The organism is Leclercia sp. CFBP8987, assembly GCF_034044995.2.
GTDB lineage: Bacteria > Pseudomonadota > Gammaproteobacteria > Enterobacterales > Enterobacteriaceae > Enterobacter > Enterobacter tamurae.
In genome coordinates this window covers 2,047,833-2,061,573 of sequence record NZ_CM188255.1, presented here as the reverse complement: position 1 = coordinate 2,061,573, position 13,741 = coordinate 2,047,833, and the positions used below count along the sequence as shown (strand labels likewise).

Genomic DNA, 13,741 nt, shown 5'->3' with positions numbered 1-13,741 from the left:
CCTCCCGATAGAAAACATATGCGATTAATCAACCGCAGCACACAGTCACCACTGGCTCGCCAAGCGTGCGACATCGCCCTGGCGGCCCATCAAGAGCGCTACGGCAACTACGGGCGCAGCCGGATGAAAGAGACATACACGGTGCGGGTGGAAGGTGTGAAGGTCTGGGTGGAGGTGGTGAACCGGAAGGCGAGCTACGTGGCCACAGCAATGACCGGCATGCGCCGCCTGCGATCCTTACCCGGGCAGGCCGCCTGATATCGAAATATCATTTAATAACAACCGGCATCTTTATACTGATGTCGGTTACCTGAGGTGAATTATGGCACAGGTGATTTTTAACGAAGAGTGGGTGGTGGAAGCGAAGCTGTGTGAGAGAACGGGGCTCTCAAAGCGGCAGGTAACTTGCTATCGCGCTCATCGCTGGATTGAAGGTATCCATTTTAAGCGTGTCACCCAGACTGAAGGAGACAACAGCTCTCCCCGGGCGACACTTTGGTACAACTTCCCAAAGATAAACAGTTTCGTTCAGGAGCAGTGACGTGGCGCCAACGGGTGTTGAAATTCACAATGGCAAGATTCGGATATGGTTCATTTATAGAGGGGTTCGTTGCCGGGAAACGCTTAAAGGCTGGCTGGTAACGAACGCCAATCTCAAAAAGGCAGGTCAACTCAGGGCGAAGATCACCAGTGATATTCAGATGGGGGTGTTCGATTATGGCCTGCAGTTCCCCGGGTCTAAAACGGCGAAAAAATTTTCTACCACGCTAAGGATCAACACCTTCCAGGAGCTCTGTGACGAATACTGCGGAACCAAAGAGCTGGAGATGAGTTACGCATCGGCGCGAAACATGCAGTCCATAATCAAGATACTGCTGCGGGTAGTTGGTAGCGAAACTCTGATCACTGATATTCAACAGATCGACATTCTGAGATACCGGAAGGAGTTGTTGCTGGGGGATGTGCGCAATGAGGCCGTGCCACACCTGAATAAAACGGGCCGCGCTCCAGCGACGGTAAATGAGCAAATACGCACCTTGTGCGCCATGCTGAAATTTGCAAAACGTAGCAAGATTATTTCCAACAGCCCTTTTGAAGACATTCCGTCTTTGAAGCGGCCAAGAAAAGCACCAGATCCATTCACGATGGAAGAATACGAGCGATTCATTTTGGTGTTACCGGCTTCAGTCGTTAACTTATGGAAAGTGGCATTTTACGCCGGCCTTCGTCATGGCGAGCTTTGCGCACTTGGATGGGATGATGTGGATCTGGTCAGTGGAAAAATTCACGTTAGTCGGAACCTGAACAACTACGATCAGTTCGGGCCGCCCAAAACGGCTGCTGGAGAACGTACGATTACATTATTGGAGCCTGCCCTCGAAGCTCTAAGAGATCAGTTTGACCTGACCGGCGCTGACCAGACCACAGAAATCACATTTCACCATCGTGCTTATGCAAGTACTGAACGGCAGCATGTACGGTTTGTGTTTCGTCCGGTGATTAAATTTGCCGTTCCAAATCCGTATTATTCAAAAAACGCTTTGGGCTACAGCTGGAAACAGGGCTTGAAAAAAGCGAGGATACGCAGCCGCGTTCCTTATCAGTCTCGCCATACTTACGCGTGCTGGTTGTTGTCTGCGGGAGCGATCCCCTCTTTCATCGCCAGTCAGATGGGACACGCAGACGCCAGTATGGTGTATAAAGTTTACTCGAAATGGATGTGTGATAAAGACCGGGATCAGGTGGAGCTTTTAAACAGCAAATTAGGCTGATTGCCCCCTATATGCCCCTTTCATTCTGCAGGTATCTGAATTTCTCAGCATTTTTAATAGGTTAATTAACTGTAGTATAATGGCCCGCACTTCTACTAATAAAGAGTGCGACCATGATTGATACCACCCTCCCGCTAACTGACGTTCATCGCCACCTTGATGGCAACATCCGCGCCCAGACCATCCTTGACCTCGGTCGTCAGTATAATTTAACCCTGCCCGCACAAAGCCTTGAGACACTGATCCCGCACGTGCAGGTCACGGAGAACGAGCCGGATCTGGTCAGCTTCCTGAGCAAACTCGACTGGGGGGTAAAAGTGCTGGCCTCGCTGGATGCCTGCCGTCGCGTCGCCTTCGAGAATATTGAAGATGCCGCGCGCAACGGTCTGCACTACGTCGAGCTGCGTTTCTCCCCGGGCTACATGGCGATGACCCATCAGCTGCCGGTCGCGGGTGTGGTAGAAGCCGTGATCGCCGGCGTGCGCGAAGGCTGCAAAACCTTCAATGTGGAAGCGCGCCTGATTGGCATCATGAGCCGCACCTTCGGGGAAGATGCCTGCCTGCAGGAGCTCGAAGCCCTGCTGGCCCACCGGGACCAGATCACCGCCGTGGATCTGGCGGGCGACGAGCTGGGCTTCCCGGGCAGTCTGTTCCTCTCCCACTTCAACCGCGCCCGCGATGCAGGCTGGCATATTACCGTCCATGCCGGTGAAGCGGCAGGTCCGGAGAGCATCTGGCAGGCCATTCGTGAGCTGGGTGCCGAACGTATTGGTCATGGGGTGAAGGCGGTCGAAGACCCGGCCCTGATGGACTTCCTGGCGGAACAGCGCATCGGGATTGAATCCTGTCTGACCTCAAACATTCAGACCAGCACCGTGGCGACGCTGGCGCAGCATCCCCTGAAAACCTTCCTTGAGCACGGGGTGATGGCCTCGCTGAACACCGACGATCCGGCGGTTCAGGGGGTGGATATTATTCACGAGTATACGGTTGCCGCCTCGCTGGCTGGGCTCAGCCAGGCGCAGATCCGTCAGGCGCAGATCAACGGTCTGGAGATGGCCTTCCTGACCCCTGCCGAGAAGCAGGCGTTGCGCGATAAGGTCGCACGCGGATAAGAAAAAGCCCGGCAATGTTGCCGGGCTCTGTTTTTACGCGAGGCACAAGGTCGCGCGATGCTTCGCGGACTCTATCCCCAGCTCGATCAGTTCCATAATCTGGATCGCCTGGCTTGCCGGGACCGGGTTTTCCCCGTTGCCGTTCAGCGCATCGCGGATCCCGGCATAATAGGCCGGATAGTTGCCCGGCAGCGTCAGCCAGGTCTCTTCCACACGCTCTTCCCCTTCGACGCGAGTCAGCACGCCGTCACGCATGTCATAGCCCCAGTCTTCCTGCGGCAGACGCTCGCCGTTCTTGAGACGATCTTCCTGCGGGTCGAGACCAAACTTCACGTAGCTGCCGCGGGTGCCGTGCACGATATAGCGGGCCGATTCCGCCGCCGCCATCATGGTGCCATGCAGCACCACGCGACGCTGCGGATAGCTCAGCACGGCGTGGAAGTAGTCAGTTGCCTGCGCGCCTGGGCGCAGCTGGGCCAGATCGACGTTGAGGCTCACCGGCAGACCGAACAGGTTAACGGCCTGGTCAAGCAGATGCGGGGCCAGATCGTACCAGATGCCGCTGCCCGGGCCCGCCTGCTCACGCCAGCGGTTACGCACCTGGGGACGGAAGCGATCGAAGTGAGATTCAAAGAAAGCCACTTCCCCGAGGGAACCGTCGGCAATCAACGCCTTCACGGTCAGGAAGTCGCTGTCCCAACGGCGGTTATGGAAGACGGAAAGCAGTTTGCCAAGGCTTTTTGCCAGCGCGTCCAGCTCTCGGGCCTGTGACAGTGTCACGGTAAAAGGCTTATCCACCACCACATGTTTGCCCGCCTCCAGCGCCGCTTTCGCCAGCGGGAAGTGAGTGTCATTCGGGGTCGGGATAACAATCAAATCGATATCAGGATCGTTAAACAGATGCTTCGGCTCGGAAACCACCGGAACCGTCGGCCAGTCGGCATGCACTTTTGTTGCATCGCTGCTGGAAATTGCCGCCAGCTCCATCCCCGGGGTGCCGTCAATCAGCGGGGCATGAAACGTTTTACTCGCATAACCATAACCTATTAATCCAACACGTATTTTATCGCTCATGAAGTCGCCTCTCATCTTTTTACACCTATATTTCACACTATCTCTTATCTGGTCACAATAGATTAATCCGGGGTTTCGCGCCTTACGGCGACACATGCAATCAGTAATTTCTGATTAACAATTATAACTCGCTGAATACAATCGCAAAACATCGCTGCAAAGCGCTTGCCCGACCGCATTGCGCACTGTAAAATTCTTAATCTGTATTTATGGATAAAACAAAATAACGAATCATGACGACAATTATTAATCGAATTATTGAGTTAGCCGGTTGGATTGTGTTGGGGGTGTCAGTGATATTGCTGGGAGTCGCCAGCCATATTGACAACTATCAGCCGCCGGAGCCGGTCAACAGCGTCACTCACGCTAAGCCGCATGCACTACTCAAAAATAGTGACATATGATGTCAGTTGCGTATTGCCAGCCGTCATGAACAGCGTTAACCTTCATCGCCAGGCGTCGACCGACGCCTGATTTCACCAGTAAAGAAAATTCTTATTTTTGCCGATGCGCTTTGGCAGCTGTTTACGTCTTTTATGAACCGTTTATTATTCGCTCGAATTACTCCTTTGGTATCACTCCTCTTATATGGAAAATTATTAATATGACTGTTCAGGACTATTTATTAAAATTTCGCAAAATTAATTCCCTCGAAAGTCTGGAAAAATTGTTTGATCATCTGAACTACAGCCTGAGCGATAACCAGGAGATTATCAGCATGTACCGTGCCGCGGATCATCGCCGCGCTGAGCTGGTCTCTGGCGGACGTTTGTTCAACATTGGCGAAGTGCCTAAGTCCGTGTGGCGTTACGTGCTCTAAGAGGGTAGTCATTCCCCGGAAATGTTATATACTCTCGCCCCTGCAAATTTGCAGTTTGCGCTGTTACTGAATTGGGAGAGAACATGACCACAATGGCTGGAGAAAGAATTAGCGGCTGGTTACTGGCTCCGCTTGCCTGGCTGCTGGTAGCATTATTAAGCGCCTCGCTGGCGTTGGTCCTTTACTCCACGGCATTAATTACGCCACATGCGTTAAAAACGCTGGGCGCGCAAAATACCGTTAATATTGTCATGTGGTTTATTTCTTTCGCCTTCGCGATTGCGATGTGGTACTACACGCTCTGGCTGACCATTGCGTTTTTCAAACGCCGTCGCAGCGTGCCTAAACACTATATTATCTGGCTGCTGGTTTCCGTATTACTGGCCGTGAAAGCCTTTGCGTTCTCGCCCGTCTCCGATGCGCTGGCGGTGCGTCAGTTACTCTTCCCTCTGCTGGTGACCGCGCTGTTTGTGCCCTACTTTAAGCGTTCGGCACGCGTGAAGAACACCTTTGTGAACCCGTAATAACCTTACAGTTAACCTGTTGTCGCCTGCGGTGGTTTGTCCGATAATAGGCGGCTTTTTTATTTCAGGCTGAATAATGACCGATTACTTACTGCTCTTTGTCGGCACGGTGCTGGTAAACAACTTCGTCCTCGTGAAGTTCCTCGGCCTGTGCCCGTTTATGGGCGTGTCCAAAAAGCTGGAAACAGCGATGGGGATGGGGCTGGCGACCACCTTCGTGATGACCCTTGCCTCGATCAGCGCCTGGTTGATTGACACCTGGATCCTGATCCCTCTCGGCCTGATCTATCTGCGCACGCTGGCCTTTATTCTGGTTATCGCAGTGGTGGTGCAGTTCACCGAAATGGTGGTGCGTAAAACCAGCCCGGCGTTATACCGTCTGCTCGGCATCTTCCTGCCGCTGATCACCACCAACTGTGCGGTGCTCGGCGTGGCGCTGCTCAACATTAACCTTGGGCACAATTTTCTGCAGTCGGCGCTGTACGGCTTTTCGGCTGCGGTCGGTTTCTCGCTGGTGATGGTGCTGTTTGCGGCGATCCGCGAACGCCTGGTTGCCGCCGATATCCCGGCACCGTTCCGCGGTAATGCTATCGCGCTGGTTACCGCCGGTCTTATGTCTCTGGCCTTTATGGGCTTTAGTGGTCTGGTGAAGTTGTAATGAATGCAATCTGGATCGCCATCGCAGCCATCAGCGTACTGGGGCTGCTTTTTGGCATCATACTCGGTTACGCCTCACGCCGCTTCGCGGTTGAGGACGATCCGATCGTTGAAAAAATTGATGAGCTGCTGCCGCAAAGCCAGTGCGGGCAGTGCGGCTTTCCTGGCTGTCGCCCGTACGCCGAGGCGGTGGGCAACGGCGGGGAGAAAATTAACCGCTGTGCGCCCGGTGGCGAAGCGGTAATGCTGAAAATTGCCGCGCTGCTGAACGTTGACCCACAACCGGTCGATGGCGATGAGAGCGCGCAGGAGCCGGTTCGCATGCTGGCGGTGATCGATGAACCCAACTGCATCGGCTGTACCAAATGTATTCAGGCCTGTCCGGTGGATGCCATTGTCGGCGCGACGCGCGCCATGCACACCGTGATTGAGGATCTCTGTACCGGCTGCAACCTCTGCGTTGCCCCCTGCCCGACGCAGTGCATTGAGTTACGCCCGGTAGCGACGACGACCGACAGCTGGAAGTGGGATCTTCAGACCATTCCAGTGCGCAATATTCCTGTGGAACAACATGCTTAAGTTATTTTCTGCCTTCAGAAAAGAGAAGATCTGGGATTTCGACGGTGGTATTCATCCGCCGGAGATGAAAACCCAGTCCAGCGGCACGCCGCTGCGCCAGATCCCACTGGCTAACCGTTTTGTTATCCCGCTCAAGCAGCACATCGGTGCTGAGGGCGAGCTGTGCGTTAAGGTTGGTGATCGGGTATTACGCGGTCAGCCGCTGACCTTTGGCTGCGGGCGTATGCTGCCAGTGCATGCCCCAACCTCCGGCACCGTCGCGGCGATTGCTCCGCACACGGTGGCCCACCCTTCTGCCCTCTCCGAGCTGTGCGTGGTGATTGACGCCGATGGCGAAGACCGCTGGATCGAACGCGACGGCTGGAGCGATTTCCGCAGCCGCAGCCGGGAAGAGCTGATTACCCGCATCCACCAGTCTGGTGTCGCCGGTCTGGGCGGCGCGGGCTTCCCGACCGGCAACAAGCTGCAGGGCGGTGGCGACAAGATCCAGACCCTGATTATTAACGCCGCCGAGTGTGAGCCGTACATCACCGCCGACGATCGTCTGATGCAGGACTGCGCCGCGCAGATCGTCGAGGGTATTCGTATCCTCGCCCATGTTCTGCAGCCGAAGGAAGTGCTGATCGGCATTGAAGACAACAAGCCGCAGGCGATCTCCATGCTGCGTGCGGTGCTGGCGGGCAGCCACGATATCAGCCTGCGGGTGGTCCCGACCAAATACCCCTCTGGCGGCGCCAAGCAGTTGACCCAGATTTTAACCGGCAAGCAGGTTCCGCACGGCGGACGTTCCTCGGATATCGGCGTGCTGATGCAGAACGTCGGCACCGCCTATGCGGTGAAACGCGCCGTTATTGACGGCGAGCCGCTGACCGAGCGCGTCGTCACCCTGACCGGGGAAGCCGTCAGCCACCCTGGCAACGTCTGGGCGCGCCTGGGCACGCCGGTTCGGCATCTGCTGGACCAGGCCGGGTTCTGCCCGAGCGCCGAACAGATGGTGATCATGGGCGGGCCGCTGATGGGCTTTACCCTGCCGTGGCTGGACGTTCCGGTGGTAAAAATCACTAACTGCCTGCTGGCTCCGTCCGCCAGCGAGATGAGCGAAGAGCAGGAAGAGAAAGGCTGCATTCGCTGCAGCGCCTGCGCCGATGCCTGTCCGGCGGATCTGCTGCCCCAGCAGTTGTACTGGTTCAGCAAAGGACAGATCCACGACAAAGCGAAAGCCCATAACCTGGCCGACTGTATTGAGTGCGGCGCCTGCGCCTGGGTCTGCCCAAGCAATATCCCGCTGGTGCAGTACTTCCGCGTCGAGAAGGCCGAAATTTACGCCATCGCCCAGGAAGAGAAACGCGCTGCCGAGGCCAAAGCGCGCTTTGAAGCCCGCCAGCAGCGTCTGGAGCGTGAAAAAGCCGCCCGCGAAGAGCGCCATAAGAAAGCCGCGGTTCAGCCTGCGGCCAAAGATCAGGACGCGATCGCTGCCGCCCTGGCCCGCGTGCGGGAGAAGAACGCCACCGCCGCCCAGGATGTGGTGATCCCGGCCGGGGTTCGTCCGGACAACAGCGAGGTCATAGCTGCCCGCGAAGCACGTAAAGCCGAGGCCCGCGCCCGTCAGGCCGAGAAAGCCCAGACTACCGCCGCGCAGCCAGAAGCCGATCCGCGTAAAGCCGCCGTCGAGGCCGCTATCGCCCGGGCGAAGGCCCGTAAAGCAGCCCAGCCGGACGAGATTCAGTTAGCACCGACCCCGGTGGACCCGCGTAAAGCGGCCGTCGAAGCGGCGATTGCCCGGGCGAAGGCCCGCAAAGCGGCGCAGACGGACGAGACAAAGGCAGAACCAACACCTGTCGATCCGCGTAAAGCCGCGGTCGAAGCCGCCATTGCCCGTGCGAAAGCACGTAAAGCGGCACAACAAGAAGAAGAACCTGCGGCCAATGACGATCCGCGCAAGGCGGCAGTCGCTGCTGCTATCGCGCGCGTTCAGGCGAAGAAAGCCGCACAGAAGGCAGTCAACGAGGATTAAATGGTTTTCAGAATCGCAAGCTCCCCTTATACCCACAACCAGCGCCAGACATCGCGCATTATGATGCTGGTCTGTCTGGCCGCGCTGCCGGGCATCGCCGTGCAGGTCTGGTTCTTTGGCTGGGGTACGCTGCTGCAGATCCTTCTCGGCTGTGTGAGCGCGCTGGCGGCTGAAGCCCTGGTCCTCAAACTGCGTAAGATGACGGTAAGCAAGATCCTGGCGGATAACTCTGCCCTGCTCACCGGCCTGCTGCTGGCGATCAGTATTCCGCCGTTCGCCCCCTGGTGGATGGTGGTGCTCGGCACCGTCTTCGCGGTGATCATCGCTAAACAGCTCTACGGCGGTCTCGGGCATAACCCCTTTAACCCGGCGATGATTGGCTATGTGGTGCTGCTGATCTCCTTCCCGGTGCAGATGACCAGCTGGCTCCCGCCGCACGACATCGCCGCAACGGTGCCGGGCTTTATGGATGCCCTGCAGGTAATCTTCTCCGGCCATACCGCCAGCGGCGCGGATATGAACACCTTGCGCATGGGCGTGGACGGTATCAGCCAGGCCACCCCGCTCGATACCTTTAAAACCTCCCTGCACGCCGGTCACAGCGTGGCGCAGATCCTTCATTACCCGATTTACAGCGGCGTGCTGGCCGGTGCGGGCTGGCAGTGGGTTAACCTGGCGTATCTGGCCGGGGGGCTGTTCCTGCTGTGGCAGAAAACGATCCGCTGGCATATTCCGGTGAGCTTCCTGGTTACTCTCGCAATCTGTTCCGGGCTGGGCTGGGCATTCTCGCCGGAATCGCTGGCGTCGCCGCAAATTCATCTGCTTTCCGGCGCGACTATGCTGGGGGCGTTCTTTATTCTGACCGATCCGGTGACGGCTTCGACTACCAACCGGGGTCGCCTGATTTTCGGTGCGCTGGCCGGTCTGCTGGTATGGCTGATCCGCAGCTTTGGTGGCTATCCGGATGGCGTGGCCTTCGCCGTGCTGCTGGCGAACATCACCGTACCGTTAATCGACTACTACACGCGTCCGCGCGTGTACGGCCATCGCTAAGGGACTCGCCATGTTAAAAACGATGCAAAAACACGGCGTGACGCTGGCGCTGTTTGCCGCGGTACTGACCGGTCTGACCGCCCTGGTCAACGGCTTAACCAAATCCACCATCGACGAGCAGGCGGCCCTTCAGCAAAAGGCGCTGTTCGATCAGGTGATCCCGGCGGAGCTCTACGATAACGACCTGCAAAAAAGCTGTTATCTTGTCGAGGCTGCGCCGTTAGGCAAAGGGACCCACCGTATCTTTATCGCCCGGAAAGGGGATGCCCCGGTGGGCGCGGTGATGGAAACGACCGCCCCGGACGGCTATTCCGGCGCCATCCAGCTGCTGGTGGGTACCGACTTCTCTGGCACCGTGCTGGGGACCCGCGTCACTGAGCATCACGAGACGCCAGGGCTTGGGGACAAAATCGAAACCCGTCTTAGCGACTGGATTTTGCATTTTGCCGGTAAAACCATTCACGGCAGTAACGACCCGGCGTTTGCGGTGAAGAAAGACGGCGGTGAAATCGATCAGTTTACCGGGGCGACCATCACCCCGCGCGCGGTGGTGAATGCCGTTAAACGTGCGGGCGTCTATGCCCAAACGCTGCCGTCGCAACTTAACAATCTGCCCGCCTGTGAGGAGTGATCATGAGCCAGGTTAAAGAGGTTATCGTTCAGGGGCTGTGGAAGAACAACTCCGCCCTGGTGCAGCTGCTGGGGATGTGTCCCCTGCTGGCAGTCACGTCGACCGCCACCAACGCGCTGGGTCTGGGTCTGGCCACTACGCTGGTACTGACCCTGACCAACCTGTCGATCTCCGCCCTGCGTCGCTGGACGCCGTCAGAAATTCGTATTCCGATCTACGTGATGATCATCGCTTCGGTGGTGAGCGTCGTGCAGATGTTGATTAACGCCTACGCCTTTGGCCTTTATCAGTCGCTGGGGATCTTTATCCCGCTGATCGTGACCAACTGCATCGTGGTGGGTCGCGCCGAAGCCTTTGCGGTGAAGAACGATCCGCTGATTTCGGCCCTCGATGGTTTCTCCATCGGCATGGGGGCAACCGGGGCAATGTTCGTGCTGGGCTCGATGCGTGAAATCCTCGGCAACGGCACCCTGTTCGACGGCGCAGACGCGCTGCTGGGCGGCTGGGCGAAATCGCTGCGCATTGAGGTGTTCCACACCGATACCCCATTCCTGCTGGCGATGCTGCCGCCGGGCGCGTTTATTGGCCTCGGCATGATGCTGGCGGTAAAATACCTGATAGATGAGAAACGTAAGCGCCGCGCTGCTGCACGCAGCGTAGAGGAAGGGATCCCTGAGAAGGCCTCATGAACAAAGAGAAGCGTTTAACCATTTTGCAGCGCCTGCGGGATAACAACCCGCACCCGACCACCGAGCTGAGCTTTACCTCGCCGTTTGAGCTGTTGATAGCGGTCCTGCTCTCTGCGCAGGCCACCGACGTGAGCGTGAATAAAGCCACTGCGAAGCTCTATCCCGTCGCCAACACCCCGCAGGCGATGCTGGAGCTGGGCGTAGAGGGTGTGAAGTCCTATATCAAGACCATCGGCCTGTTTAACAGCAAAGCCGAGAACGTGATCAAGACCTGCCGCATGCTGCTGGAGCTGCACGGTGGCGAGGTGCCGGAAGATCGTGCTGCGCTGGAAGCCCTGCCCGGCGTCGGGCGTAAAACCGCCAACGTGGTGCTGAATACCGCCTTCGGCTGGCCGACCATCGCCGTGGATACCCATATCTTCCGCGTCTGTAACCGCACCAACTTCGCCCCCGGCAAGAATGTCGAACTGGTGGAAGAGAAGCTGCTGAAGGTGGTTCCGGCGGAGTTTAAGGTCGACTGCCATCACTGGCTAATCCTCCACGGGCGCTACACCTGTATCGCCCGTAAACCGCGCTGCGGCTCCTGTATCATTGAAGATCTCTGTGAATATAAAGAGAAAACTGACCTCTGAAACCGTCTTACGACGGTTTTTTTATGCGCTATATTCCTTACGCAAAGTATGACTTCCTGCTGATAACACCTTTTACAGGCATTCCCCCTGAGCCACACTCCCTTCCTTGCGGATTGTTCGGCTATATAACAATCAAACAGGTTAATTGTTTTTTCGTCAGCGAAATTTTCTATATAAATGTGATCGAGATCACCCTGTTCACACGGTGTTAATTTTATGTATCGCAAATGCCGATAAAGCCTTATTGCATTGAGAAATCAACCCTGATAACCCGAAGATATGACCGGATATATTTCAGAACTTAGCCCATATCACTGCATAACACCTTTTACAGCAGAACATATCGCCACCTGCGCACTTTTTCGGCTAACAGATAGTGAAAAAAACCACTTTCAACGCAACGGTGAAATTTAACGCTAAATAACATTTAGGTTTCTGGCGCATTATAGCGCTGGAGTTATATGTAACAGAGTATTACAAATGCCTTGCCAGACGGGTCAGGATAGTGAACATTACCCGCCGTTTCCCCTCCCACTATAACTATAAAGCGGATGGACTACGGTCATCACGCTATGAACACCCCCGTTAATATGGGATGTAAAAAAAGAGGTATATGTGTCTACTGCAAACAATAAACCAGCTGAGGAAAGCGTAAGTCTTAACGCTTTCAAACAACCGAAATCGTTCTATCTCATTTTCTCCATTGAACTGTGGGAACGTTTTGGTTACTACGGTCTGCAAGGGATCATGGCGGTTTACCTGGTTAAACAACTGGGTATGTCCGAAGCTGATTCCATCACGCTGTTCTCTTCTTTCAGTGCTCTGGTGTACGGTCTGGTCGCAATCGGCGGCTGGCTGGGCGATAAAGTGCTGGGGACCAAACGTGTTATTCTGCTGGGCGCCATCGTTCTGGCGATCGGTTACGGTCTGGTTGCCTGGTCTGGTCATGATGCCGGCGTGGTGTATATGGGTATGGCGACCATCGCGGTCGGTAACGGCCTGTTCAAGGCGAACCCATCGTCCCTGCTCTCGACCTGCTACAACAAAGATGACCCACGTCTTGATGGTGCATTCACCATGTACTACATGGCCATCAACATCGGTTCCTTCTTCTCTATGCTGGCGACCCCGTGGCTGGCAGCAAAATTCGGCTGGAGCGTGGCGTTTGCCCTGAGCTTCGTCGGGATGCTGATCACCGTGGTGAACTTCCTGTTCTGCCGCGGCTGGGTGAAAGACTACGGTTCCAAACCTGACTTCGCGCCGGTACAGATGGGCAAACTGCTGGCGACCATCGTCGGGGTTGTCATTCTGGTTGCCGTTGCCACCTGGCTGCTGCACAACCAGGGTATCGCCCGTGCGGTGCTGGGCGTGGTTGCGCTGGGCATCGTCTGCATCTTCGCGAAAGAAGCTTTCGCTATGCATGGCGCAGCGCGTCGTAAAATGATTGTTGCCTTCATCCTGATGGTTCAGGCAATTGTCTTCTTCGTCCTGTACAGCCAGATGCCAACCTCGCTGAACTTCTTCGCCATCCGTAACGTTGAGCACTCTATCCTCGGTATCGCGTTCGAACCGGAGCAGTTCCAGGCCCTGAATCCGTTCTGGATCATGATTGGTAGCCCGATTCTGGCCGCTATCTACAACAAGATGGGCGACCGTCTGCCAATGCCGCACAAGTTCGCGGTGGGTATGGTGCTGTGCTCTGGCGCCTTCCTGGTGCTGCCGCTGGGTGCGGAATTCGCCAGCGACGCCGGTATCGTCTCCGTCAACTGGCTGATCCTGAGCTACGCTCTGCAGTCCATCGGTGAACTGATGATCTCCGGTCTGGGTCTGGCAATGGTTGCGCAGCTGGTTCCGCAGCGTCTGATGGGCTTCATCATGGGTAGCTGGTTCCTGACCACTGCCGGTGCCGCCATCATCGCCGGTAAGATCGCGAACCTGATGGCCGTGCCGTCCGACGTGACCGATCCGCTGCAGTCTCTGCATGTTTACGGCGACGTATTCCTGCAGATTGGTATCGCCACCGCGGTTATCGCCGTGCTGATGATGCTGATCGCACCGAAACTGAATCGCATGACTCAGGACGACGACATCGACGCCAAAGCGAAAACCGCGACCGCGTAATGTCATCGGGAAACGACTGAATTGAAGCCGCTAACTGTGCGTTAGCGGCTTTTTTTTTAT

16 protein-coding genes are annotated in these 13,741 nt (G+C 56.3%); 15 read left to right on the top strand and 1 reads right to left on the bottom strand.

Annotated elements, in window-relative coordinates; all coding sequences use genetic code 11:
• Positions 1-18: 18 nt before the first annotated feature.
• The 4 genes from SOM40_RS09915 to add all read left to right on the top strand — a co-directional run bounded on the left by SOM40_RS09915 (position 19) and on the right by add (position 2,887).
• On the top strand, positions 19-258 hold the full coding sequence (locus SOM40_RS09915; RefSeq protein ID WP_088902320.1) for a DUF4060 family protein: 240 nt from the start codon (positions 19-21) through the stop codon (positions 256-258).
• Positions 259-322: 64 nt separating this feature from the next.
• Positions 323-541 carry an excisionase family protein gene (xisR, locus tag SOM40_RS09910; RefSeq protein ID WP_106993726.1) on the top strand — a complete coding sequence of 73 codons (219 nt, stop codon included), beginning with the start codon at positions 323-325 and terminating at the stop codon, positions 539-541.
• 1 nt (position 542) lies between these two features.
• Entirely contained in the window at positions 543-1,772 is a 1,230-nt protein-coding gene (locus tag SOM40_RS09905; protein ID WP_320456971.1) for a site-specific integrase, read from the top strand.
• 113 nt (positions 1,773-1,885) lie between these two features.
• Positions 1,886-2,887: an adenosine deaminase gene (add, locus tag SOM40_RS09900; protein ID WP_106993724.1), complete on the top strand. Its 1,002-nt coding sequence runs from the start codon at positions 1,886-1,888 to the stop codon at positions 2,885-2,887.
• A gap of 33 nt (positions 2,888-2,920) precedes the next feature.
• On the opposite strand, the gene SOM40_RS09895 is transcribed toward add, so the two are convergent.
• Positions 2,921-3,961, bottom strand: a complete 1,041-nt coding sequence (locus tag SOM40_RS09895) for an oxidoreductase (protein WP_106993723.1) — start codon at positions 3,959-3,961, stop codon at positions 2,921-2,923.
• 245 nt (positions 3,962-4,206) lie between these two features.
• Between SOM40_RS09895 and blr the strand changes: the two genes are divergently transcribed.
• The 11 genes from blr to dtpA all read left to right on the top strand — a co-directional run bounded on the left by blr (position 4,207) and on the right by dtpA (position 13,681).
• Complete coding sequence (blr, locus tag SOM40_RS09890; RefSeq protein ID WP_181247264.1) at positions 4,207-4,365, top strand: division septum protein Blr; 159 nt, start codon at positions 4,207-4,209, stop codon at positions 4,363-4,365.
• Between the two features lie 200 nt (positions 4,366-4,565).
• Positions 4,566-4,781 carry a transcription modulator YdgT gene (ydgT, locus tag SOM40_RS09885; RefSeq protein ID WP_032617854.1) on the top strand — a complete coding sequence of 72 codons (216 nt, stop codon included), beginning with the start codon at positions 4,566-4,568 and terminating at the stop codon, positions 4,779-4,781.
• 83 nt (positions 4,782-4,864) lie between these two features.
• Positions 4,865-5,305 carry a DUF2569 domain-containing protein gene (locus SOM40_RS09880; protein WP_106993721.1) on the top strand — a complete coding sequence of 147 codons (441 nt, stop codon included), beginning with the start codon at positions 4,865-4,867 and terminating at the stop codon, positions 5,303-5,305.
• A 76-nt stretch (positions 5,306-5,381) separates the two neighbouring features.
• Positions 5,382-5,963, top strand: a complete 582-nt coding sequence (gene rsxA, locus SOM40_RS09875) for an electron transport complex subunit RsxA (protein WP_106993720.1) — start codon at positions 5,382-5,384, stop codon at positions 5,961-5,963.
• Complete coding sequence (gene rsxB / locus SOM40_RS09870; RefSeq protein WP_106993719.1) at positions 5,963-6,541, top strand: electron transport complex subunit RsxB; 579 nt, start codon at positions 5,963-5,965, stop codon at positions 6,539-6,541. Before rsxA ends, rsxB begins: the two co-directional genes overlap by 1 nt.
• Positions 6,534-8,555, top strand: coding sequence for an electron transport complex subunit RsxC (rsxC, locus tag SOM40_RS09865; protein ID WP_320456972.1), 2,022 nt, complete (start codon positions 6,534-6,536; stop codon positions 8,553-8,555). The genes rsxB and rsxC overlap by 8 nt, the downstream gene beginning before the upstream one ends.
• Positions 8,556-9,608: an electron transport complex subunit RsxD gene (gene rsxD, locus SOM40_RS09860; RefSeq protein WP_320456973.1), complete on the top strand. Its 1,053-nt coding sequence runs from the start codon at positions 8,556-8,558 to the stop codon at positions 9,606-9,608.
• Positions 9,609-9,618: 10 nt separating this feature from the next.
• The gene (gene rsxG / locus SOM40_RS09855; RefSeq protein ID WP_166182298.1) at positions 9,619-10,239 is read left to right on the top strand and encodes an electron transport complex subunit RsxG; all 621 of its coding nucleotides are present in this window, start codon (positions 9,619-9,621) and stop codon (positions 10,237-10,239) included.
• 2 nt (positions 10,240-10,241) lie between these two features.
• Positions 10,242-10,928, top strand: coding sequence for an electron transport complex subunit E (locus SOM40_RS09850; protein ID WP_106993715.1), 687 nt, complete (start codon positions 10,242-10,244; stop codon positions 10,926-10,928).
• A complete protein-coding gene (gene nth / locus SOM40_RS09845) occupies positions 10,925-11,560 on the top strand; it encodes an endonuclease III (protein WP_320456974.1) in 636 nt (211 codons plus the stop codon). Before SOM40_RS09850 ends, nth begins: the two co-directional genes overlap by 4 nt.
• A 615-nt stretch (positions 11,561-12,175) precedes the next feature.
• Positions 12,176-13,681 (top strand): dipeptide/tripeptide permease DtpA, encoded by a 1,506-nt coding sequence (gene dtpA, locus SOM40_RS09840; protein ID WP_106993713.1) that lies wholly within the window; start codon positions 12,176-12,178, stop codon positions 13,679-13,681.
• Positions 13,682-13,741 lie beyond the last annotated feature (60 nt).

Bases quoted from the DNA above. Each gene is read 5' to 3' on its own strand.
- rsxD (WP_320456973.1), top strand. From the start codon at position 8,556: ATGGTTTTCAGAATCGCAAGCTCCCCTTATACCCACAACCAGCGCCAG.
- ydgT (WP_032617854.1), top strand. From the start codon at position 4,566: ATGACTGTTCAGGACTATTTATTAAAATTTCGCAAAATTAATTCCCTC.
- SOM40_RS09915 (WP_088902320.1), top strand. From the start codon at position 19: ATGCGATTAATCAACCGCAGCACACAGTCACCACTGGCTCGCCAAGCG.
- xisR (WP_106993726.1), top strand. From the start codon at position 323: ATGGCACAGGTGATTTTTAACGAAGAGTGGGTGGTGGAAGCGAAGCTG.
- SOM40_RS09850 (WP_106993715.1), top strand. From the start codon at position 10,242: ATGAGCCAGGTTAAAGAGGTTATCGTTCAGGGGCTGTGGAAGAACAAC.
- rsxA (WP_106993720.1), top strand. From the start codon at position 5,382: ATGACCGATTACTTACTGCTCTTTGTCGGCACGGTGCTGGTAAACAAC.
- SOM40_RS09895 (WP_106993723.1), bottom strand. From the start codon at position 3,961: ATGAGCGATAAAATACGTGTTGGATTAATAGGTTATGGTTATGCGAGT.
- add (WP_106993724.1), top strand. From the start codon at position 1,886: ATGATTGATACCACCCTCCCGCTAACTGACGTTCATCGCCACCTTGAT.
- rsxG (WP_166182298.1), top strand. From the start codon at position 9,619: ATGTTAAAAACGATGCAAAAACACGGCGTGACGCTGGCGCTGTTTGCC.
- rsxB (WP_106993719.1), top strand. From the start codon at position 5,963: ATGAATGCAATCTGGATCGCCATCGCAGCCATCAGCGTACTGGGGCTG.
- SOM40_RS09880 (WP_106993721.1), top strand. From the start codon at position 4,865: ATGACCACAATGGCTGGAGAAAGAATTAGCGGCTGGTTACTGGCTCCG.
- nth (WP_320456974.1), top strand. From the start codon at position 10,925: ATGAACAAAGAGAAGCGTTTAACCATTTTGCAGCGCCTGCGGGATAAC.
- rsxC (WP_320456972.1), top strand. From the start codon at position 6,534: ATGCTTAAGTTATTTTCTGCCTTCAGAAAAGAGAAGATCTGGGATTTC.